The 20,616-nt window shown below is 61.7% G+C and carries 17 protein-coding genes and 3 tRNA genes; 15 read left to right on the forward strand and 5 right to left on the reverse strand.

The genetic code is table 11. From position 1 onward, the window contains the following. Positions 1 to 6 precede the first annotated feature (6 nt). Entirely contained in the window at positions 7 to 891 is an 885-nt protein-coding gene (locus tag ABID44_RS00300; RefSeq protein WP_354149698.1) for a 2-hydroxy-3-oxopropionate reductase, read from the forward strand. Between the two features lie 150 nt (positions 892 to 1,041). On the opposite strand, the gene ABID44_RS00305 is transcribed toward ABID44_RS00300, so the two are convergent. After that, positions 1,042 to 1,893, reverse strand: coding sequence for a TrmH family RNA methyltransferase (locus tag ABID44_RS00305; RefSeq protein ID WP_354149699.1), 852 nt, complete (start codon positions 1,891 to 1,893; stop codon positions 1,042 to 1,044). Between the two features lie 193 nt (positions 1,894 to 2,086). Between ABID44_RS00305 and ABID44_RS00310 the strand changes: the two genes are divergently transcribed. From ABID44_RS00310 to rpoC, 12 genes are all read left to right on the forward strand, one after another. Further along, positions 2,087 to 2,171 (forward strand) — tRNA-Tyr (locus ABID44_RS00310). A gap of 23 nt (positions 2,172 to 2,194) precedes the next feature. Then, positions 2,195 to 2,268: transfer RNA gene (locus tag ABID44_RS00315), tRNA-Gly, on the forward strand. Positions 2,269 to 2,483: 215 nt separating this feature from the next. Beyond that, positions 2,484 to 3,659 (forward strand): elongation factor Tu, encoded by a 1,176-nt coding sequence (tuf, locus tag ABID44_RS00320; protein WP_354149700.1) that lies wholly within the window; start codon positions 2,484 to 2,486, stop codon positions 3,657 to 3,659. 214 nt (positions 3,660 to 3,873) lie between these two features. Then, positions 3,874 to 3,949: transfer RNA gene (locus ABID44_RS00325), tRNA-Trp, on the forward strand. 336 nt (positions 3,950 to 4,285) lie between these two features. Then, on the forward strand, positions 4,286 to 4,489 hold the full coding sequence (secE, locus tag ABID44_RS00330) for a preprotein translocase subunit SecE (RefSeq protein ID WP_354149701.1): 204 nt from the start codon (positions 4,286 to 4,288) through the stop codon (positions 4,487 to 4,489). 26 nt (positions 4,490 to 4,515) lie between these two features. Next, complete coding sequence (nusG, locus tag ABID44_RS00335; protein ID WP_354149702.1) at positions 4,516 to 5,055, forward strand: transcription termination/antitermination protein NusG; 540 nt, start codon at positions 4,516 to 4,518, stop codon at positions 5,053 to 5,055. Positions 5,056 to 5,223: 168 nt separating this feature from the next. Continuing rightward, positions 5,224 to 5,652, forward strand: coding sequence for a 50S ribosomal protein L11 (rplK, locus tag ABID44_RS00340; protein ID WP_354149703.1), 429 nt, complete (start codon positions 5,224 to 5,226; stop codon positions 5,650 to 5,652). Between the two features lie 4 nt (positions 5,653 to 5,656). Further along, positions 5,657 to 6,355: a 50S ribosomal protein L1 gene (gene rplA, locus ABID44_RS00345; RefSeq protein WP_354149704.1), complete on the forward strand. Its 699-nt coding sequence runs from the start codon at positions 5,657 to 5,659 to the stop codon at positions 6,353 to 6,355. A gap of 369 nt (positions 6,356 to 6,724) precedes the next feature. Then, a complete protein-coding gene (rplJ, locus tag ABID44_RS00350; protein WP_354149705.1) occupies positions 6,725 to 7,243 on the forward strand; it encodes a 50S ribosomal protein L10 in 519 nt (172 codons plus the stop codon). A 54-nt stretch (positions 7,244 to 7,297) separates the two neighbouring features. After that, on the forward strand, positions 7,298 to 7,672 hold the full coding sequence (rplL, locus tag ABID44_RS00355) for a 50S ribosomal protein L7/L12 (protein ID WP_354149706.1): 375 nt from the start codon (positions 7,298 to 7,300) through the stop codon (positions 7,670 to 7,672). Between the two features lie 216 nt (positions 7,673 to 7,888). Continuing rightward, positions 7,889 to 12,025 (forward strand): DNA-directed RNA polymerase subunit beta, encoded by a 4,137-nt coding sequence (gene rpoB / locus ABID44_RS00360; RefSeq protein WP_354149707.1) that lies wholly within the window; start codon positions 7,889 to 7,891, stop codon positions 12,023 to 12,025. A gap of 147 nt (positions 12,026 to 12,172) precedes the next feature. After that, on the forward strand, positions 12,173 to 16,369 hold the full coding sequence (gene rpoC / locus ABID44_RS00365) for a DNA-directed RNA polymerase subunit beta' (RefSeq protein ID WP_354149708.1): 4,197 nt from the start codon (positions 12,173 to 12,175) through the stop codon (positions 16,367 to 16,369). Positions 16,370 to 16,460: 91 nt separating this feature from the next. Here rpoC and ABID44_RS00370 read toward each other — a convergent pair whose 3' ends face one another. From ABID44_RS00370 to ABID44_RS00385, 4 genes are all read right to left on the reverse strand, one after another. After that, the gene (locus ABID44_RS00370; RefSeq protein ID WP_354149709.1) at positions 16,461 to 16,748 is read right to left on the reverse strand and encodes a PTS sugar transporter subunit IIB; all 288 of its coding nucleotides are present in this window, start codon (positions 16,746 to 16,748) and stop codon (positions 16,461 to 16,463) included. 3 nt (positions 16,749 to 16,751) lie between these two features. Beyond that, the gene (locus ABID44_RS00375; RefSeq protein ID WP_354149710.1) at positions 16,752 to 17,234 is read right to left on the reverse strand and encodes a PTS sugar transporter subunit IIA; all 483 of its coding nucleotides are present in this window, start codon (positions 17,232 to 17,234) and stop codon (positions 16,752 to 16,754) included. 4 nt (positions 17,235 to 17,238) lie between these two features. Continuing rightward, the gene (locus ABID44_RS00380) at positions 17,239 to 18,657 is read right to left on the reverse strand and encodes a PTS galactitol transporter subunit IIC (protein WP_354149711.1); all 1,419 of its coding nucleotides are present in this window, start codon (positions 18,655 to 18,657) and stop codon (positions 17,239 to 17,241) included. A 283-nt stretch (positions 18,658 to 18,940) separates the two neighbouring features. Continuing rightward, the gene (locus tag ABID44_RS00385; RefSeq protein ID WP_354149712.1) at positions 18,941 to 19,234 is read right to left on the reverse strand and encodes a transcriptional regulator; all 294 of its coding nucleotides are present in this window, start codon (positions 19,232 to 19,234) and stop codon (positions 18,941 to 18,943) included. Positions 19,235 to 19,698: 464 nt separating this feature from the next. On the opposite strand from ABID44_RS00385, the gene rpsL reads away from it, so the two are divergent. Beyond that, positions 19,699 to 20,070, forward strand: a complete 372-nt coding sequence (rpsL, locus tag ABID44_RS00390; RefSeq protein WP_035033399.1) for a 30S ribosomal protein S12 — start codon at positions 19,699 to 19,701, stop codon at positions 20,068 to 20,070. A 57-nt stretch (positions 20,071 to 20,127) separates the two neighbouring features. Next, positions 20,128 to 20,598, forward strand: coding sequence for a 30S ribosomal protein S7 (gene rpsG, locus ABID44_RS00395; RefSeq protein ID WP_354149713.1), 471 nt, complete (start codon positions 20,128 to 20,130; stop codon positions 20,596 to 20,598). Positions 20,599 to 20,616 lie beyond the last annotated feature (18 nt).

The following is a 20,616-nucleotide window of genomic DNA, read 5'->3' on the forward strand; positions in this document are numbered from 1 at the left end:
AGGATCATGGAAACCATCGGCTTTATCGGGCTGGGCATCATGGGCGCGCCGATGGCGGGGCATCTTCTGGATGCGGGCTACGCCGTCGTCACCACCGACCATCGTTCTGCGCCGCCGGCGGATCTCGTCGCCAGGGGACTGAAGACCGTTGCCGGCAATGCGGCGGTGGCGCAGGCGGCGGATATCGTCATCACCATGGTGCCGGACACCCCGCAGGTGGACGAGGTGCTGTTTGGCGAAAACGGCGTCGCTTCCGGCCTGTCGCAGGGCAAGCTGGTCATCGACATGTCGTCGATCTCTCCGATCGCCACCAGGGAATTTGCGAAGAAGATCAACGAACTCGGCTGCGATTATCTGGACGCGCCGGTTTCGGGCGGTGAGGTCGGAGCCAGGGCTGCCTCGCTCACCATCATGGTCGGCGGCGAGGAGAAGCCCTTCGAACGCGCGAAACCCGTCTTCGAGAAGCTGGGCGGCAACATCACGCTGGTCGGCCCGAACAGCGTGGGTCAGACCACCAAGGTCGCCAACCAGATCGTGGTGGCGCTCACCATCGAGGCGGTGGCCGAAGCGCTCGTCTTCGCCTCCAAGGCAGGCGCTGACCCCTCCAGGGTGCGGCAGGCGCTGATGGGCGGCCTGGCGTCGTCGCGTATTCTGGAGGTGCATGGCGAACGGATGATCAAGCGCACCTTCGATCCCGGCTTCCGCATCGAGTTGCATCAGAAAGATCTCAATCTGGCGCTCGACGGCGCGCGCGCCCTTGGGGTGGCGCTTCCCAACACCTCGACCGCGCAGCAGTTGTTTAATTCATGCGCGGCCAATGGCGGGGCGAAGGAAGACCATTCGGCATTGGTGCGCGCTCTGGAACGCATGGCCGGGCACGAGGTGGCCTGAGCGGTCTAGGAAGGCATGTCGGACAGCCATCACCAGATGGCGAATGGCGATCGGGGCGTCGGGAATGTTCCCACCGACGCCCCGATTGTCTTGTGCCTGGAGCATTGCCGCCAGACCAACGAAACGGCATTTGTCAGAATGCCAGTCGCCCTAGGAATCCAGAAATCTGCCTGCCGCGTAAAGTGCTACAGCCGCCGCATTTGAGACATTGAGCGAGCGGATGACGCCGGGCATGTCGAGACGCGCCAGCGCACTGACGGTCTCTCGCGTTTTCTGGCGCAGGCCCTTGCCTTCAGCGCCAAGCACAAGCGCGATTCTGTCGCCGGCGAAGGTCTTCTCCAGTTCGGCGGGGCCTTCCGAATCGAGGCCGATGCTCTGGAAGCCGGCTTCGTGCAGGGACTGCAATGCGTCGGCCAGATTTCTCACCTCGATATGGTCGATATGTTCCAGCGCGCCCGAAGCGGATTTCGCCAGCACACCCGATTCGGCCGGGCTGTGGCGTGTGGTGGTGATGAGCGCTCCCGCGCCGAACGCCACCGCCGAGCGCAGGATCGCGCCGACATTGTGGGGGTCGGTCACCTGATCGAGCACCAGAACCAGCTTTGTCTGCCCCAGCGCGTCCAGCCGCTTCGCCCTGAGGGGTTCGGCTTCGATGAGCACGCCCTGATGAACGGCTTCCGAACCGGTTATACGCTCGATCTCCCGCGGCTCCACCATGCGCACGGGAAAGGGCAGGGCGTCCGTCGCGCCGAGTTCGAGGCGCTCCGCCGCGTTGCGGGTGACAAGCATGGAGCGCACCTTGCGTGCGGGATTGCCAAGCGCCGCGCGCACCGTATGCAGGCCGTAGAGATGCACCAGCCCGTCGGCTGGCCCTTCGCCGGGAGCTGTCTTGCGCCGGGGCCGTTGTGGGGCCGGCGCGCTCGCCTTTTCATCGCGATATGCGCGGCGCAGCCGCGCATAGTGGGAATCCTTCGGGGTGCCGGTTTTCTTTGTGTCGCTCATGGCCGTCCTATAACGCCCCGCCCGCACTTTGCCTATGTGCGGTGTGGCTGCAAAAAATCTGCTGAGAAAACCGCTTCGGCGCGGTTGACACAAAACAACCTTGCGGCCATAAGGCGCTTCGCTGATGACGGGCAACCCACAGGGCTCCCGGCGTCGGTGCGAATGCCTCGCAGCAAGGCTCCGTCGGCAGACTGGAGGAGTGCCCGAGTGGTTAAAGGGGACGGACTGTAAATCCGTTGGCTTAGCCTACGTTGGTTCAAATCCAACCTCCTCCACCACTGCCGGACCGGAGACCTGGAATGCGGGTGTAGCTCAATGGTAGAGCAGCAGCCTTCCAAGCTGAATACGTGGGTTCGATTCCCATCACCCGCTCCAGTTCCCTTCACCACAATCGTGGATGACGTTGGGAAACTGTTTCTCTTACAAATGCGCCGGCAGCTTCCTATATCTGCGTCATTCACCCGCAGTCGCAGGATCCGGGGAACGGCGGCGATCCACACCGGCCAAAAGACACTTGTGTTTTGTGGCTGTTCTCGCTAATCGCCCCGCATCGACTGAACCAAAGGTCCACGCGCCCAAGGAAAGAGACTATGGCAAAAGGTAAATTCGAGCGCAATAAGCCTCATGTGAACATTGGCACGATTGGTCACGTTGACCATGGCAAGACGTCGACGACGGCTGCGATCACGAAGTTTTTTGGTGATTTCCGCGCTTACGACCAGATTGACAACGCTCCGGAGGAGAAGGCGCGCGGCATCACGATTGCGACGTCGCATGTTGAGTATGAGACGGAAGCGCGCCACTACGCGCATGTCGACTGCCCCGGCCACGCGGACTATGTGAAGAACATGATCACGGGCGCTGCGCAGATGGACGGCGCGATCCTGGTTGTTTCGGCGGCTGACGGCCCGATGCCGCAGACGCGCGAGCACATTCTTCTGGCGCGTCAGGTTGGCGTTCCGGCGATTGTCGTGTTTCTGAACAAGGTCGACCAGGTTGACGATCCGGAGCTTCTCGAGCTGGTGGAGCTTGAGGTTCGCGAGCTTCTGTCGGCTTACGAGTTCCCGGGCGACGACATTCCGATCATCCCCGGTTCGGCTCTCGCCGCGCTTGAGGATTCCAGCAAGGAGCTTGGCGAGGACGCGATCCGCAAGCTGATGGCTGCGGTTGACGAGTACATCCCGACGCCGGAGCGTCCGATCGACCAGCCGTTCCTGATGCCGATCGAGGACGTGTTCTCGATTTCGGGCCGCGGCACGGTTGTGACCGGTCGCGTGGAGCGCGGCATCGTCAAGGTTGGCGAGGAGCTTGAGATTGTCGGCATCCGTCCGACGACGAAGACGACCTGCACGGGTGTGGAGATGTTCCGCAAGCTGCTCGACCAGGGTCAGGCCGGCGACAACATCGGCGCGCTGCTGCGCGGCGTTGACCGTGAGGGCGTGGAGCGCGGCCAGGTTCTGGCCAAGCCCGGTTCTGTGAAGCCGCACAAGAAGTTCAAGGCCGAGGCCTACATTCTGACGAAGGAGGAGGGTGGCCGTCACACGCCGTTCTTCACCAACTACCGTCCGCAGTTCTACTTCCGCACGACGGACGTGACGGGCATCGTGACGCTGCCGGAGGGCACCGAGATGGTGATGCCAGGCGACAACATCACGGTTGACGTGGAACTGATCGTGCCGATCGCCATGGAAGAGCGCCTGCGCTTCGCTATCCGCGAAGGCGGCCGCACCGTCGGCGCCGGCATCGTCGCCGAAATCGTCGAATAAGCTGACGCTTTCTGTCAGCAGGAACAGGGAAACGGGCGGTCTTCGGGCCGCCCGTTTTCGTTCTGGTTGTACGCCGGCGCCCCGGCCTGTCGAGGCGCATCGGCCAGCAGGTGGTGTCGGGCTTGTGCAACCCCTGTGGGCATGCGCTTTCTCTCTTTACAGATCGCATCCGGTTTACTAGGAAGCGGCTGTCGCATCGAGATGCGGCCGACCTAGGGGTATAGCTCAGTTGGTAGAGCGGCGGTCTCCAAAACCGCAGGTCGCGGGTTCGAGCCCTGCTGCCCCTGCCATTTATCGTCGGGCAGATGAAGTTTCGACGATCTATTGCCTTTTCAAGCGGTTTGCTACATAAGACACCATGGCCTGGACGGAACGACTGGATGGTTCCGGTGGGGCGTATGAGCCGTAAAGCGGATGCTTGCCACTTGCGCGTGCCGAGAATCGGTTTTATGTAGGCGCTAACAGACACGCGACGCGTGGAGCTGGGAATCCAGCTTTGCGCGTCTGATTTGCATGAACGGAATAGCTTGCTGATTCGCGGTGAGCGGTGAAGTTCATATTTCAAGTCCCGCCACGCGGGATCATCCAGAGGGTCCGGCCCACGGGTCCTGAAAGCAGAGCGGCATATGGCGTCGAAGACAACCAACCCTTTCGTCTTCCTTCAGCAGGTTCGGTCTGAAGCCGGCAAGGTTACGTGGCCCTCGCGCCGCGAGACGATGATCTCCACCGTCATGGTTCTGATCTTCTCGCTGTTGGCGATGGTCTTCTTCTTCGCTGCCGATCAGCTCATGGGCCTCGCCGTCGAACTGATCCTCGGTATCGGACGCTAATTCGGCGATTACGGAGAAGTCTTTACATGACCGCGCGCTGGTACATCGTCCACGCCTATTCCAACTTCGAGAAGAAGGTGGCGGACGACATTGAGAACAAGGCCCGTCAGAAGGGGCTTGGCGATCGGATCGAGCAGATCGTGGTGCCGACCGAGAAGGTCGTCGAGGTGCGTCGCGGCAAGAAGGTCGATGCCGAGCGCAAGTTCTTCCCCGGCTATGTGCTGATGAAGGCGGACCTCAACGATGCGGTGATCTCGCTGGTCAAGAACACGCCTCGCGTCACCGGCTTTCTCGGTGAGGACAGGCATACCGCCAAGCCGATGCATATCACCGACAAGGAAGCCGAGCGCATTCTGCATCAGGTGCAGGAAGGCGTGGAGCGCCCGAAACCTTCCGTCACCTTCGAGGTGGGCGAGGCCATTCGCGTTTCCGATGGTCCTTTCGCCTCCTTCAACGGCTTCGTTCAGGAGGTGGACGAAGAGCGTGCGCGGCTCAAGGTGGAGGTTTCCATTTTTGGGCGTGCTGTTCCGGTGGATCTGGAGTTCGGGCAGGTCGAAAAGGGCTGACCCGTATCAGCGCCGTCAAATAGATGGCGTTGAGAGGTGGCGCGCCGTTTTGCGTCGCTTGAATGGTGGGAGGCGAGGGTGGCTTAGCCGGCTGCCTGAACCGTACCACCGGACTGCAACCGCCGGTTTTCCAAGATTGGGGCCGGCATGACACAAGGCAGATAAGAGATGGCTAAGAAAATAGCAGGCCAGCTCAAGCTTCAGGTTCCCGCGGGGTCGGCCACGCCGTCGCCTCCGATCGGTCCTGCGCTTGGTCAGCGTGGCATCAATATCATGGAATTCTGCAAGGCGTTCAATGCGCAGAGCCAGGAGATGGAGAAGGGGTCCCCGATTCCGGTGGTGATCACTTACTATCAGGACAAGTCGTTCACCTTCGTCATGAAGACGCCTCCTGTGACCTACTTCCTGAAGAAGGCCGTGAATCTGAAGTCGGGCTCGAAGGAGCCGGGCAAGGCCAAGGCCGGCGAGATCAGCCGCGACAAGGTGCGCGAGATCGCCGAAGCCAAGATGAAGGACCTTAACGCGAACGACGTGGAAGCGGCGATGCGCATGGTCGAAGGTTCTGCCCGTTCGATGGGCCTGGAAGTGGTGGGCTGATCAGATGGCGAAGATTTCCAAGCGCATAGCTAAGGTTCACGAGGGTCTCGACCCGAACGCGGTGTATGGTCTCGAAGACGCGATCAAGCTCCTGAAGGACCGCTCCTCGGTGAAGTTCGACGAGACCATCGAGATTTCGATGAACCTCGGCGTTGATCCCCGCCATGCCGACCAGATGGTCCGTGGCGTCGTCAATCTGCCGAACGGCACGGGCCGCGACGTTCGCGTCGCCGTGTTCGCCCGTGGCGACAAGGCTGACGAGGCCAAGGCCGCCGGCGCCGATATCGTGGGCGCCGAGGATCTGGTCGAGATCGTCCAGAAGGGCGAGATCAATTTCGATCGCTGCATCGCCACCCCGGACATGATGCCGCTGGTCGGTCGTCTGGGTAAGGTGCTGGGTCCGCGCGGCATGATGCCGAACCCGAAAGTCGGCACCGTGACCACCGATGTGGCTGGTGCGGTCAAGGCTTCGAAGGGCGGCGCTGTAGAGTTCCGTGTCGAAAAGGCCGGTATCGTTCACGGCGGCATTGGCAAGGTCTCCTTCGAGCTTAAGGCTCTGGAAGAGAATGTCCGCGCCTTCGCCGATGCGGTCAACAAGGCCAAGCCGACGGGCGCCAAGGGTGTGTACGTCAAGCGCGTGGCTCTGTCGTCGACAATGGGTCCGGGCCTCAAGCTGGATGTGGCGTCTCTCGCCATTTCCTGAAGCCGTTCCTGAGGGTCGTCGCGGAAGCGGCGGTCCTCGCTGAAATTCCGGTTCCCGCCCCAGGCGGGGTCCGGAAAACCGGGATGAAAGTCCCGGAATCCTGTCCGAGATTGCAGGCGGTCCGCTTCAGGGTGGACCTTAATCCAAACGGGTCTGCATGAGACGGGTGACGACCGGACAAAGGAGGGCTTACCTCCGAAGAAAGGTTCGAACCGTGTGTGCCTTTTGTCTGTACGTCTTGGGGCGTGGCGGAAAGGGGACAGGATCCTCGAGCGCCGATCGTGAAGGTCCGAAAGGGCTTGACCGGCCGGCAAAAGGCAACCCGACGCCCGTTTCGCGAATGTTGCGGGGGTCAACTGGAGATAGGCAGTGGATAGAGCGGAAAAGCGCGAACTCGTCGCGGGTCTGAACGACGCCTTCAAGGGCGCCGGTTCGGTCGTCGTGGCCCACTATGCCGGTATCACCGTCGCGCAGATGAACGATCTTCGTACGAAGATGCGTGCTGCCGGCGGCACCGTCAAAGTCGCGAAGAACCGCCTCGCCAAAATCGCTCTTCAGGGCACGGAATCCGAAAGCATCATCGAGCTGTTCAAGGGACAGACGCTGATCGCCTATTCGGACGATCCGGTTGCGGCTCCGAAGGTCGCGTCCGAGTTCGCCAAGGGCAATGACAGACTTGTCATTCTTGGCGGCGCTATGGGCAAGACCTCGCTCGATGCCGATGGTGTGAAGGCTCTGGCCTCGCTCCCGTCGCTCGACGAGCTGCGCGCAAGGTTGGTGGGTATGATTTCCACCCCGGCGACCCGGATTGCACAAGTCGTCAACGCACCGGCAGGCAATGTCGCGCGCGTTATTGGCGCTTATGCCCGGAAGGACGAGGCGGCGTGAGGCCGTTCCTCGCCAAACATCAACACGTTCGAATCTTATTGAAGGAAAATAAAAATGGCTGATCTCGCCAAGATCGTTGAAGACCTGTCGGCCCTGACCGTCCTCGAGGCGGCTGAGCTGTCGAAGCTGCTGGAAGAGAAGTGGGGCGTTTCCGCCGCTGCTCCGGTGGCTGTCGCCGCCGCTGCCGGCGCCGCCGCCGCCGCTCCGGTCGAGGAGAAGACCGAGTTCGACGTCATCCTCGCCGAAGCCGGCGCCAAGAAGATCGAGGTCATCAAGGAAGTCCGCGCCATCACCGGCCTGGGCCTCAAGGAAGCCAAGGATCTGGTCGAGGCCGCTCCGAAGCCGATCAAGGAAGGCGCCAACAAGGCTGACGCCGAGAAGATCAAGGCCCAGCTCGAAGCTGCTGGCGCCAAGGTCGAGCTGAAGTAACAGCTTGGGTTCCGGCGGGCGGCCTTGTGGCCGCCCGCCACCTCTCTTCAGGGGAAGAGCCCGGCGGTTGTGTTGGAGAACCTCTTTCCTGAGGGCCGAAATCGGCTTTCAGGAAACAGGTTTTCACCTGTTTTGGACAAGGTCGCTATCGAGGCGGCCTGGAGGCAAGGCGGATCGCGGCGTGATCCGCCCCGAGATGCGAGCGAAGGAGCTATAATGGCCCAGACCCAGACTTTCAATGGCCGCAGGCGCGTCAGAAAGTTCTTCGGAAAGATCCCCGAAGTTGCCGAGATGCCGAACCTCATCGAGGTTCAGAAGGCGTCCTACGACCAGTTCCTGATGGTCCATGAACCCGAAGGCGGCCGACCTGACGAAGGCCTGCAGACGGTCTTCAAGTCGGTCTTCCCGATCTCCGATTTCTCCGGCGCGTCGATGCTGGAATTCGTCAAATACGAGTTCGAGGCGCCGAAATTCGACGTTGACGAGTGCCGTCAGCGCGACCTGACCTATGCCGCGCCGCTCAAGGTGACGCTGCGCCTGATCGTGTTCGATGTCGACGAGGACACCGGCGCGAAGTCGATCAAGGACATCAAGGAGCAGGACGTCTACATGGGCGACATGCCGCTCATGACGTCGAACGGCACCTTCATCGTCAACGGCACCGAGCGCGTGATCGTTTCGCAGATGCACCGGTCGCCGGGCGTCTTCTTCGATCATGACAAGGGCAAGTCGCACTCGTCGGGCAAGCTGCTGTTTGCCGCGCGCGTCATTCCCTATCGCGGTTCGTGGCTCGATATCGAATTCGACTCGAAGGACGTGGTGCACGCCCGTATCGACCGTCGTCGCAAGATCCCGGCGACTTCGCTGCTGATGGCGCTCGGCATGGATGGCGAAGAAATCCTGTCGACCTTCTACAACAAGATCACCTACAAGCGCGCCGGTGATCACTGGCGCATTCCCTATAATGTCGATCGCTTCAAGGGTCTGAAGGCCGTCAACGATCTGGTTGACGCCGACACCGGTGAAATCGTGGTCGAAGCAGGCAAGAAGATCACCGCCCGCCAGGCCCGTCAGCTCGCCGAAAAGGGCCTCAAGGCCATCAAGGCCACCGACGAGGACCTGCTCGGCAACTATCTGGCCGAGGACATCGTCAACTACCAGACGGGCGAGATCTATCTCGAGGCTGGCGACGAGATCGACGAGAAAACCCTCAAGGTGCTGCTTGGCACCGGCGAGGAGGAAATCCAGATTCTCGACATCGACCACGTCAATGTCGGCGCCTACATCCGCAACACGCTGGCGGTGGACAAGAACGAGGGCCGTCAGGACGCACTGTTCGACATCTATCGCGTCATGCGTCCGGGCGAGCCGCCGACCCTTGAGACGGCGGAGGCGATGTTCAACTCGCTGTTCTTCGATGCGGAGCGTTACGACCTTTCGGCCGTTGGCCGCGTCAAGATGAACATGCGTCTTGAACTGGACTGCCCCGATACGGTGCGCGTGCTGCGCAAGGATGACATCCTTGCCGTGGTCAAGACGCTGGTGGACCTGCGCGACGGCAAGGGCGAGATCGACGACATCGACAATCTCGGCAACCGCCGTGTGCGTTCGGTCGGTGAGTTGATGGAGAACCAGTATCGCCTGGGTCTGCTGCGCATGGAGCGCGCCATCAAGGAGCGCATGTCGTCGATCGAGATCGACACCGTCATGCCGCAGGACCTGATCAACGCCAAGCCGGCCGCTGCCGCCGTGCGCGAGTTCTTCGGTTCCTCGCAGCTCTCTCAGTTCATGGATCAGACCAATCCGCTGTCGGAGATCACCCACAAGCGCCGCCTTTCGGCTCTTGGACCGGGCGGCCTGACCCGCGAGCGCGCCGGCTTCGAGGTGCGCGACGTGCACCCGACGCACTATGGCCGCATCTGCCCGATCGAGACGCCGGAAGGCCCGAACATCGGTCTGATCAACTCGCTGGCCACCTTCGCCCGCGTCAACAAGTACGGTTTCATCGAGAGCCCGTATCGCAAGATCGTGGACGGCAAGCTGACCGACGACGTCGTCTATCTGTCGGCGATGGAGGAGGCCAAGCACTATGTTGCGCAGGCCAACGCCGAGCTCGACGCCAACGGCCAGTTCGTGGACGAATTCGTCATCTGCCGTAACGCCGGCGAAGTGATGATGGCGCCGCGCGAGATGGTCGACCTGATGGACGTCTCGCCCAAGCAGATGGTTTCTGTCGCTGCTGCGCTCATTCCGTTCCTCGAGAATGACGACGCCAACCGCGCGCTCATGGGTTCGAACATGCAGCGTCAGGCCGTGCCGCTGGTGCGCGCCGAGGCTCCGTTCGTCGGAACCGGCATGGAGCCGATCGTGGCCCGTGACTCCGGCGCGGCCATCGGCGCCCGTCGTGGCGGCATCGTCGATCAGGTGGATGCGACGCGTATCGTTATCCGCGCGACGGAAGACCTCGATCCCGGCAAGTCGGGCGTCGACATCTACCGTCTGATGAAGTTCCAGCGTTCCAACCAGTCGACCTGCATCAACCAGCGTCCGCTGGTGAGGGTCGGCGACCACATCAACAAGGGCGATATCATCGCGGACGGTCCGTCGACGGATCTCGGCGATCTGGCGCTCGGCCGGAACGTGCTCGTCGCCTTCATGCCGTGGAACGGCTACAACTACGAAGACTCGATCCTGCTCTCCGAGCGCATCGTGGCCGACGACATCTTCACCTCGATCCACATCGAGGAGTTCGAAGTCATGGCGCGCGACACCAAGCTCGGGCCTGAGGAAATCACGCGCGACATTCCGAACGTTTCGGAAGAGGCGCTGAAGAACCTCGACGAGGCCGGTATCGTCTATATCGGCGCCGAGGTGCAGCCGGGCGACATTCTCGTCGGCAAGATCACGCCGAAGGGCGAAAGCCCGATGACGCCGGAGGAAAAACTTCTGCGCGCCATCTTCGGCGAGAAGGCTTCGGACGTGCGCGACACCTCCATGCGTATGCCTCCGGGAACCTTCGGCACGGTCGTGGAAGTGCGTGTCTTCAACCGCCACGGCGTCGAAAAGGACGAGCGCGCCATGGCTATCGAGCGCGAGGAGATCGAGCGTCTGGCCAAGGACCGTGACGACGAGCAGGCGATCCTTGATCGCAACGTGTATGCGCGTCTGGCCGACATGCTGATCGGTAAGGAGGCCATCGCCGGCCCGAAGGGCTTCAGGAAGGGCTCCACGCTGGCGCGTGAAACGCTGGATGACTATCCACGTTCGCAGTGGTGGCAGTTCGCCGTCGAGGACGAGAAGCTTCAGGGCGAACTGGAGGCCCTGCGCGGCCAGTACGACGATTCCAAGAAGGCGCTCGAACAGCGCTTCATGGACAAGGTCGAGAAGGTCCAGCGCGGCGATGAAATGCCTCCGGGCGTCATGAAGATGGTCAAGGTCTTCGTGGCTGTGAAGCGCAAGATGCAGCCGGGCGACAAGATGGCCGGCCGTCACGGCAACAAGGGTGTCGTATCGCGTATCGTGCCGGTCGAGGACATGCCGTTCCTGGAAGATGGGACGCATGCCGACATCGTGCTCAATCCGCTCGGCGTGCCTTCGCGCATGAACGTCGGCCAGATTCTGGAGACGCATCTGGGCTGGGCCTGCGCCGGCATGGGCAGGAAGATCGGCGAACTCATCGATGCCTATAAGGCCAGCGGCGATATCAAGTCTCTGCGCGATACGGTTGAGGCAGTCATTCCGTCGAATGACCGCAACGAGCCGGTTCGCGAGTATGACGACGAGTCGGTGGTGCGTCTCGGCGAACAGATGCGCCGCGGCGTTTCGATCGCCACGCCGGTGTTCGACGGCGCAAACGAAGCCGATATCGACCATATGCTGACACAGGCAGGCCTGCATACTTCCGGCCAGTCGCAGCTCTATGACGGACGCACGGGCGAGCCGTTCGACCGCAAGGTGACCATGGGCTATATCTACATGCTCAAGCTTCACCACCTGGTCGACGACAAGATCCACGCCCGTTCGATCGGCCCGTATTCGCTCGTTACCCAGCAGCCGCTGGGCGGCAAGGCGCAGTTCGGCGGCCAGCGCTTCGGCGAGATGGAGGTGTGGGCGCTCGAAGCCTATGGCGCCGCCTACACGCTGCAGGAAATGCTGACCGTGAAGTCGGACGACGTGGCCGGCCGCACCAAGGTCTACGAGGCTATCGTGCGTGGCGACGACACTTTCGAGGCGGGCATCCCCGAGAGCTTCAACGTTCTCGTGAAGGAAATGCGGTCGCTCGGTCTCAATGTCGAGCTTGAGAACACCAAGCAGGACGCTGGCTCGACGCAATTGCCGGATGCGGCCGAATAAGAAGCCGGAAGCGGCCGCGTAAAAGCGCGGCCGCCCGCAGTCCCTCGCGGGGCTGAACGAATTTCTCCGGCCGAGGCCGGTTCTCGCGGGTTCCACCCGCACGAAAACGAAATTGGGGTATTCGAGGACCCCGCAAAGGAGAATGGCATGAACCAAGAGGTCATGAATCTCTTCAACCCGCAGGCGCCTGCGCAGGTGTTCGATTCCATCCGGATTTCGCTCGCCAGCCCGGAAAAGATCCTGTCGTGGTCCTTCGGCGAGATCAAGAAGCCGGAAACGATCAACTACCGTACGTTCAAGCCCGAGCGCGACGGCCTGTTCTGCGCACGCATCTTCGGTCCGATCAAGGACTATGAGTGCCTGTGCGGCAAGTACAAGCGCATGAAGTACAAGGGCGTTATCTGCGAGAAGTGCGGCGTCGAGGTCACGCTGTCGCGCGTGCGGCGCGAGCGCATGGGCCACATCGAGCTGGCCGCACCGGTCGCGCACATCTGGTTCCTGAAGTCGCTGCCGAGCCGCATCGGCACGCTGCTCGACATGACGCTCAAGGACATCGAGCGCGTTCTCTATTTCGAGAACTACATCGTTACCGAGCCGGGCCTCACCGCGCTCAAGGAAAACCAGCTTCTCTCCGAAGAAGAGTACATGCTGGCCGTCGATGAATATGGCGAGGACTCGTTCACCGCCATGATCGGCGCGGAAGCTATCCACGAGCTTCTGGCCTCTATGGACCTTGAAAAGATCGCCGGCGACCTGCGTTCGGATCTCGCCTCCACGACGTCGGAGCTGAAGCAGAAGAAGCTGCTCAAGCGTCTCAAGGTGGTCGAAAACTTCATGGAATCCGGCAATCGCCCGGAATGGATGATCATGAAGGTCGTCCCGGTCATCCCGCCGGACCTGCGCCCGCTGGTGCCTTTGGATGGCGGCCGCTTCGCGACCTCGGACCTGAACGATCTCTATCGTCGCGTCATCAACCGCAACAATCGCCTGAAGCGCCTGATCGAGCTTCGCGCGCCCGGCATCATCGTGCGCAACGAGAAGCGCATGCTGCAGGAAGCCGTGGACGCCTTGTTTGACAACGGCCGCCGCGGCCGTGTCATCACCGGCGCCAACAAGCGTCCGCTGAAGTCGCTGTCCGATATGCTCAAGGGCAAGCAGGGCCGCTTCCGCCAGAACCTGCTCGGCAAGCGCGTCGACTATTCGGGCCGCTCGGTCATCGTGACCGGTCCGGAGCTCAAGCTGCATCAGTGCGGCTTGCCGAAGAAGATGGCTCTGGAGCTGTTCAAGCCATTCATCTACGCCCGCCTCGACGCCAAGGGCTTCTCCTCGACCGTCAAGCAGGCGAAGAAGCTGGTCGAGAAGGAACGCCCCGAGGTCTGGGATATCCTCGACGAGGTTATCCGCGAGCATCCGGTGCTCCTCAACCGCGCGCCGACGCTGCACCGCCTCGGCATTCAGGCGTTCGAGCCGACGCTGATCGAGGGCAAGGCGATCCAGCTTCATCCGCTGGTCTGCACCGCCTTCAACGCGGACTTCGACGGCGACCAGATGGCTGTGCACGTTCCGCTGTCGCTCGAAGCGCAGCTTGAAGCCCGCGTGCTGATGATGTCGACCAACAATATCCTGCATCCGGCTTCCGGCGCGCCGATCATCGTGCCGTCGCAGGACATGGTTCTGGGGCTTTACTACCTCTCGATCATGAACCAGAACGAGCCGGGCGAGGGCATGGCTTTCGCCGACATGGGCGAGATGCAGCATGCGCTCGAGACTGGCGTCGTCACCCTGCACGCCAAGATCAAGGGCCGCTTCAAGACGGTCGACGCCGAGGGCAAGCAGGTTTCGAAGATCTATGAGACCACGCCTGGCCGCATGATCATCGGCGAACTTCTGCCGAAGAACCACAACGTGCCGTTCGACACCGCCAATCAGGAGATGACCAAGAAGAACATCTCCAAGATGATCGACACCGTCTACCGCCACTGCGGTCAGAAGGAGACGGTCATCTTCTGCGATCGCATCATGCAGCTGGGCTTTGGCCATGCTTGCCGCGCCGGCATTTCGTTCGGCAAGGACGACATGGTCATTCCGGACACCAAGGCGAAGCTGGTGGCCGACACCGAGGCGCTCGCCAAGGAATATGAGCAGCAGTACAATGACGGCCTGATCACCCAGGGCGAGAAGTACAACAAGGTGGTCGACGCCTGGGCCAAGTGCTCGGAAAAGGTCGCCGAGGAGATGATGGGCCGCATCAAGGCGGTCGAGTTCAACGACGACGGTCGCCAGAAGCCGATGAACTCGATCTACATGATGTCGCACTCCGGTGCGCGTGGTTCGCCCACGCAGATGCGCCAGCTCGCCGGCATGCGCGGCCTGATGGCCAAGCCCAGCGGCGAGATCATCGAGACGCCGATCATCTCCAACTTCAAGGAAGGCCTCACCGTTCTCGAGTATTTCAACTCGACTCACGGCGCCCGCAAGGGCCTGGCCGACACCGCCCTGAAGACGGCGAACTCGGGCTACCTGACCCGTCGCCTGGTCGACGTGGCGCAGGATTGCATCGTCAATTCCGTCGACTGCGGCACCGACAAGGGGCTGACAATGCAGCCGATCGTCGATGCCGGCCAGGTGGTCGCTTCGGTCGGCCAGCGCGTGCTGGGTCGTACGTCGCTCGACGACATCCTGCACCCGGTCTCGGGCGAGGTGCTGGTCAGGGCCGGCACGCTCATGGACGAACGCGACGTGGAGCTGATCGAGAAGGCCGGCGTGCAGTCGGTCCGTATCCGCTCGGCGCTCACCTGCGAGGTCCGCACCGGCGTTTGCGCGGTCTGCTACGGTCGTGACCTTGCCCGCGGTACGCCCGTCAACATCGGCGAGGCTGTCGGCGTCATCGCCGCGCAGTCGATCGGCGAGCCGGGCACCCAGCTCACCATGCGTACCTTCCACATGGGCGGTACGGCGCAGGTGGTGGACTCCTCGTTCCTCGAGGCTTCCTATGAGGGCACGGTGCAGATCCGCAACCGCAACGTGGTGCGCAACTCCGACGGTCACCTCGTGGTGATGGGCCGCAACATGGCGATCCTCATTCTCGATGAGGCCGGCAAGGAGCGCGCAACGCATCGCGTCACCTATGGTTCGCGCATCTTCGTGGACGATGGCGACAAGGTGAAGCGCGGCCAGCGTGTCGCCGAGTGGGACCCTTACACCCGTCCGGTGCTCACCGAAGTCGAGGGCCGGGTCGAGTTCGAGGATCTGGTCGACGGCATCTCGGTGCAGGAAACGGCCGACGAGTCGACCGGCATCACCAAGCGCGAGGTCATCGACTGGCGCTCCACGCCGCGCGGCGCGGACCTCAAGCCGGCTATGGTGGTTCAGGACACCAAGGGCAAGGTCGCCAAGCTCTCGAAGGGCGGCGATGCGCGTTTCCTGCTCTCGGTCGAGGCCATTCTCTCGGTCGAGCCAGGTGCGCAGGTTCGTCCAGGCGACGTTCTGGCCCGTGTTCCGATGGAAAGCGCCAAGACCAAGGACATCACCGGCGGTCTGCCGCGCGTTGCGGAACTGTTCGAGGCTCGTCGTCCCAAGGACCACGCCGTCATCGCCGAGATCGATGGCACGGTTCGCTTTGGCCGCGACTACAAGAACAAGCGTCGCATCATCATCGAGCCGCATGACTCGACGCTGGAGCCGGTCGAATACCTGATCCCGAAGGGCAAGCCGTTCCATCTTCAGGACGGCGACGTCATCGAGAAGGGCGACTACATCCTCGACGGCAATCCCGCGCCGCACGACATTCTGGCGATCCGGGGCGTCGAGGCTCTGGCCTCCTACCTCGTCAACGAGATCCAGGAAGTCTACCGGTTGCAGGGCGTGTCGATCAACGACAAGCACATCGAGGTGATCGTTCGCCAGATGCTGCAGAAGGTGGAAATCACGGAGCAGGGCGACTCGACCTACATCCCGGGCGACCATGTCGACGTGATCGAACTGGACGAGATCAACGATCGCCTGATCGAGGAAGGCAAGAAGCCTGCGGCTGGCGAGCCGGTGCTGCTCGGCATCACCAAGGCTTCGCTGCAGACGCCGTCCTTCATCTCGGCCGCGTCGTTCCAGGAAACCACCCGCGTTCTGACCGAGGCGGCGGTTGCCGGCAAGACCGACATGCTGCAGGGCTTGAAGGAGAACGTGATCGTGGGTCGTCTGATCCCGGCCGGTACGGGTGGTCAGATGAGCCAGATCCGCCGCATCGCCACCTCGCGCGACGAACTGATCCTCGACGAGCGCCGCAAGGCTTCGGGCGCGGAGACGGCGGACACGATGCTGGTCGACATGACGACGGCGGCGCAATAAGCGCCGTCGCCGAAAGCGATCGAACAAAAAAGGCCGCCGGAGCGATCCGGCGGCCTTTTTGCTTGTCTCCGTTGTGATCGACGAAGGCCGATCAGGCCCGCAGCGCGGCCTCGATCTTGTCCAGCGTTTCAGCCTTGCCCACGCCGGTCAGGAAGGCGAGGGTGGTGATGGCGGGCACGCCAAGATCGGCGGGGAGTTGCGTGGTCGAGACGACCAGATCCACGCCATTGAGCATGGAACGGACTTCGGTCGCCTTGCACTGCGTCGAATTGATATTGATGCCGCGTTCCTTCATCGCTTCGGTCACGGCATGTGACACCAGCGTGGAGGTCGCTATTCCGGTGCCGCAGGCGAATAGAACACTTTTTTGCAAGGCCATCTCTTATTCTTCTCCTTGTTGGGCGCGGTTGAGGAGTTGCAGCAGATCGTCGGGACTGGCGGCGTCGAGCAACCGGCTGCTGAGGTCCTCGTTCTGGATGGTCAGCATTATCTGCTGAAGCATCTCGATCTGCTTGTCCTTGTCATTGAGGGCCAGCATGAAGACGAGCCCGACGGGAACCGCCTCATCCGGATCTTCCATATTGGCGAAAGCCACCGGACGCGCCAGCGTCGCCAGCGCTATTCCCGGCTTCACGACATGTTCCGGGTCCGTATGGGGCACGGCGACGTTGATGTCGCGCCCCATCGGCAGACCGGTCGGCATGCGGGCTTCCCTTGCCAGAACCGCCTCGGCGAAGCTTGGCCGCACATAACCGAGCTTCTCCAGCCGCGCGGCGAGCAGGCGGATGACCTCCTCGCTCGATGCTGCATCCACTCTTATCGCGATGGCTTCGCGTTCGATTTGTCCGGCAAGGGACTGCGACATGTGGTCAGGTCTCCTGTGTCTGGCCGACTGCCGTGTCCGGCTCGTCAGCACCTGCGGCCCGCTCCCATGCATCGGTATTGCGGCGATAGAGCCAGAAGCAGAGCGCGATGATCGCCGCCAGTAAGATCAGGCCAAAGACGGCAAGATTCTGGATCGCGGCGATGACAGCGTAAGAAATCCACAGGAACCCGTCGACCACGGAAGTGATCTGGACCGCATTGGCCGGCATGGTGAAGCCCGATGCGACCGCAGCGCTGGTGAACAGCGGAGCCAGCGCGTTGGCCACGTAAAAGCCGGCGGCGAGCGTGATGGTGCCGACCACCACCATGCGGAAGACGTTGCCGCGCAGAACCGGCGCCGTCATCGCCACGATGAACGGGATCACAGCCAGGTCCGCGAACAGGATGACGCGGTTGCCGGGCAGGATGATCGACAGAAGAATGGCGATCGGAACCAGGATCAGCGAAGACGAGATGGCGGCGGGATGGCCGATGAGAATCGCCGAATCCAGCCCGACCAGCAATTCGCGGTCGCCGGCCCGCTTGCGCACGAACTCATGTGCGGCTTCCGATACCGGAAGCAGGCCCTCCATGAGGATTTTCACCATGCGCGGCAGCAACAGCATTGCGGCAGCCAGCGTCATGCCTGTCTGTAATACCTTGGAGATTACCGTGCTTGCATCGCCGGCGTTGTAGTAGGCGATCACGCCGATCACGAGGCCGATGATGAGGCCGAGAACCACGGGCTCGCCGAACACGCCGAGCCTGCGCTCGATGGTTTCGGTGCTCATGTCAATCTTGTTGATGCCCGGAATGCGGTCGATGATCCAGTTCACGACAATAGCGATGGGCAGGATTTGCGCCGAGGCCAGATGCGGCACCGAAACGCCCGGAACGCCGTAGAATTTCTGGACGGCGCGGGCCGACCAGTCGGCGAACAGCAGCGACAGCGCGGCCATCAGAGCCGCGATGACCAGGCCATAGCCGAGACTTCCGGTGGCCGCGGTCGCCAGCGAGCCGATGAAGGCGAAATGCCAGAAATTCCAAACGTCGACGTTGAGCGTGCGGGTCAGACGCGCCATGAGCAGGGCTATGTTGACGGCGATGGCGATGGGAATGACCCACAAACCCACCGACGAACCAAATGCGATCGCCGCGGCGGAAGGCCAGCCGACATCGACGATGTCACGCTGTATGCCCGTGTTCCGGACGATGGCCTGCGCCGAATCGCCGATGGTGCCAAGCATCAGCCCTAGCACGAGATTGATGCCGATAAAGGCGACGCCGATTGTAACGGCGGCGCGAAATGCCTTGCCGGCCTTCGCGCCGAGAATAAGTGCAATGATGAAGATGACGACAGGCAGGAGCACTGTGGCTCCAAGCGTATCGACAATAGCCTTGAGGCCACTCAGAAACGCGTCCATGTATCCCTCCCGAAACAATTCCGGTGCTCCCGGAACATTTGTTGCGCTGCGACAACAGAAGTTGAACCCGCTTCGATCCGCCTGTCAATTCAGGCTGGTGCGTGAAGTATGGCGACGCCGCGTCTTATCGGGGGATATCCTGGAGAGCCCGTCCGTATTCGAAGGCTCGCGCTTTGGAGCCCGGACCGAAAACATACTCGGCTTTCACACCATTCCGCTGCTCGATCAAAGTGTTGATCGACACATATCATAGTGGGAACGCATAGATAACGTCGCGTTTAGCTTATTCCGGCTCGTCAAAAGTAACGACGGAAACTTCGCCCTCCAGCGCACCCTGATAGGCCGATAGATGCGGTTCTTCGTCGGGCTCGCCCTGCATGTCGCCGATCTGGTCGAGTTCGGCCTCCGCATAGCCTTCCGCTGCAAGTGATTCCAGCGCCCGGCGCACCGCGGAATCGTCGTCGGGCGCGACGAGCATGACATGCACACCCTCAGGCTTGCCGCCCTTGCGGCGCCACACGCGGCCGGTGATGATCGTGACGGCGCGGTCCCCGTCCTGCGTTTCATTGTCGTTCATCGATGATTCTCGCTTTGATGGTGAATACTGGCCCCTCTCGACGGCCAGATCGCATGAAGCAGCCTTGCAAGACAGCAAAAAGGCGACCACATTGTGCGCAATCCAGCACCAGTCGCGAAAGAAAATTACCAGCGGCGGTGGAAACGGCGCAAAGGCCGGGTTCCGGTGCAGATTCTGGCGTCGCGGGGTTGACGAAACGAGGCCTTGCGAGTAGAAGCCGCCCAGTCTGAGCCGATGTGAGACTTTCCTTTTCGGGGCGACGCGCCTCGGAGTTAGCCTCAAACAGGGTTCGTTTTACGAGCGAAAAGACATTTCCGGCATGCATGAAGCGGAAACGCTTCCTCTGCTTTTTGTTCGGGCAGCACCGCAAGAGGCGGTTTGTGGCCCGAATTTGCGTATGGAAACGCTTCTTGAAGCTGCCCTGACTGGGTTTGAGACACGGAATTGAGAGACAAGAGGGTTTAATGCCTACCGTCAACCAGCTGATCCGCAAGCCGCGCAAGGCGCCGGCAGTGCGCAACAAAGTCCCGGCCATGCAGCAGAACCCGCAGAAGCGTGGCGTCTGCACTCGCGTCTATACGACGACGCCGAAGAAGCCGAACTCTGCTCTGCGCAAGGTTGCGAAGATTCGTCTGACCAACGGCTTCGAGGTCATTGGCTATATCCCGGGTGAGGGGCATAACCTGCAGGAGCACTCTGTGGTCATGATCCGCGGCGGCCGCGTCAAGGACCTTCCGGGTGTGCGCTATCACATCATCCGTGGCGTGCTCGACACCCAGGGTGTGAAGAATCGCAAGCAGCGTCGCTCCAAGTACGGCGCCAAGCGTCCGAAGTAAGTTTGCGGCTTCGGCGCTTTCCTTTTATGCGCCGCGCGAGAGAAGAGAGACAACAGCATGTCCCGTCGTCACAGTGCAGCTAAGCGTGAGATCAACCCGGACCCCAAGTTCGGCGATCTCGTCATCACCAAGTTCATGAACGCCGTCATGTATGATGGCAAGAAGTCGGTTGCCGAGAGCATCGTCTACGGTGCGCTCGACCAGGTGCAGTCCCGCAGCAAGCAGGAGCCGGTCTCCGTCTTCCATCAGGCGCTCGACAATGTCGCGCCGCATGTGGAAGTGCGTTCGCGCCGTGTTGGTGGCGCGACCTATCAGGTTCCGGTCGATGTTCGTCCTGAGCGCCGTCAGGCTCTGGCGATCCGCTGGCTGATCACGGCTGCCCGCAACCGCAACGAAACCACCATGATCGACCGGCTTTCGGGTGAGCTGATGGATGCGGCCAACAACCGTGGCACCGCCGTCAAGAAGCGTGAAGACACCCACAAGATGGCTGAAGCCAACCGCGCCTTCGCGCACTACCGCTGGTAAGCGCGAAAGAAGATTAAG

It is taken from the genome of Aquamicrobium ahrensii (assembly GCF_040545755.1).
Classification (GTDB): domain Bacteria; phylum Pseudomonadota; class Alphaproteobacteria; order Rhizobiales; family Rhizobiaceae; genus Mesorhizobium; species Mesorhizobium ahrensii.

Coding starts and splice junctions, on each gene's coding strand:
- ABID44_RS00300 (WP_354149698.1), top strand. CDS start 7: ATGGAAACCATCGGCTTTATCGGGCTGGGCATCATGGGCGCGCCGATG.
- ABID44_RS00305 (WP_354149699.1), bottom strand. CDS start 1,893: ATGAGCGACACAAAGAAAACCGGCACCCCGAAGGATTCCCACTATGCG.
- tuf (WP_354149700.1), top strand. CDS start 2,484: ATGGCAAAAGGTAAATTCGAGCGCAATAAGCCTCATGTGAACATTGGC.
- secE (WP_354149701.1), top strand. CDS start 4,286: ATGGCGTCGAAGACAACCAACCCTTTCGTCTTCCTTCAGCAGGTTCGG.
- nusG (WP_354149702.1), top strand. CDS start 4,516: ATGACCGCGCGCTGGTACATCGTCCACGCCTATTCCAACTTCGAGAAG.
- rplK (WP_354149703.1), top strand. CDS start 5,224: ATGGCTAAGAAAATAGCAGGCCAGCTCAAGCTTCAGGTTCCCGCGGGG.
- rplA (WP_354149704.1), top strand. CDS start 5,657: ATGGCGAAGATTTCCAAGCGCATAGCTAAGGTTCACGAGGGTCTCGAC.
- rplL (WP_354149706.1), top strand. CDS start 7,298: ATGGCTGATCTCGCCAAGATCGTTGAAGACCTGTCGGCCCTGACCGTC.
- rpoB (WP_354149707.1), top strand. CDS start 7,889: ATGGCCCAGACCCAGACTTTCAATGGCCGCAGGCGCGTCAGAAAGTTC.
- rpoC (WP_354149708.1), top strand. CDS start 12,173: ATGAACCAAGAGGTCATGAATCTCTTCAACCCGCAGGCGCCTGCGCAG.
- ABID44_RS00370 (WP_354149709.1), bottom strand. CDS start 16,748: ATGGCCTTGCAAAAAAGTGTTCTATTCGCCTGCGGCACCGGAATAGCG.
- ABID44_RS00375 (WP_354149710.1), bottom strand. CDS start 17,234: ATGTCGCAGTCCCTTGCCGGACAAATCGAACGCGAAGCCATCGCGATA.
- ABID44_RS00380 (WP_354149711.1), bottom strand. CDS start 18,657: ATGGACGCGTTTCTGAGTGGCCTCAAGGCTATTGTCGATACGCTTGGA.
- ABID44_RS00385 (WP_354149712.1), bottom strand. CDS start 19,234: ATGAACGACAATGAAACGCAGGACGGGGACCGCGCCGTCACGATCATC.
- rpsL (WP_035033399.1), top strand. CDS start 19,699: ATGCCTACCGTCAACCAGCTGATCCGCAAGCCGCGCAAGGCGCCGGCA.
- rpsG (WP_354149713.1), top strand. CDS start 20,128: ATGTCCCGTCGTCACAGTGCAGCTAAGCGTGAGATCAACCCGGACCCC.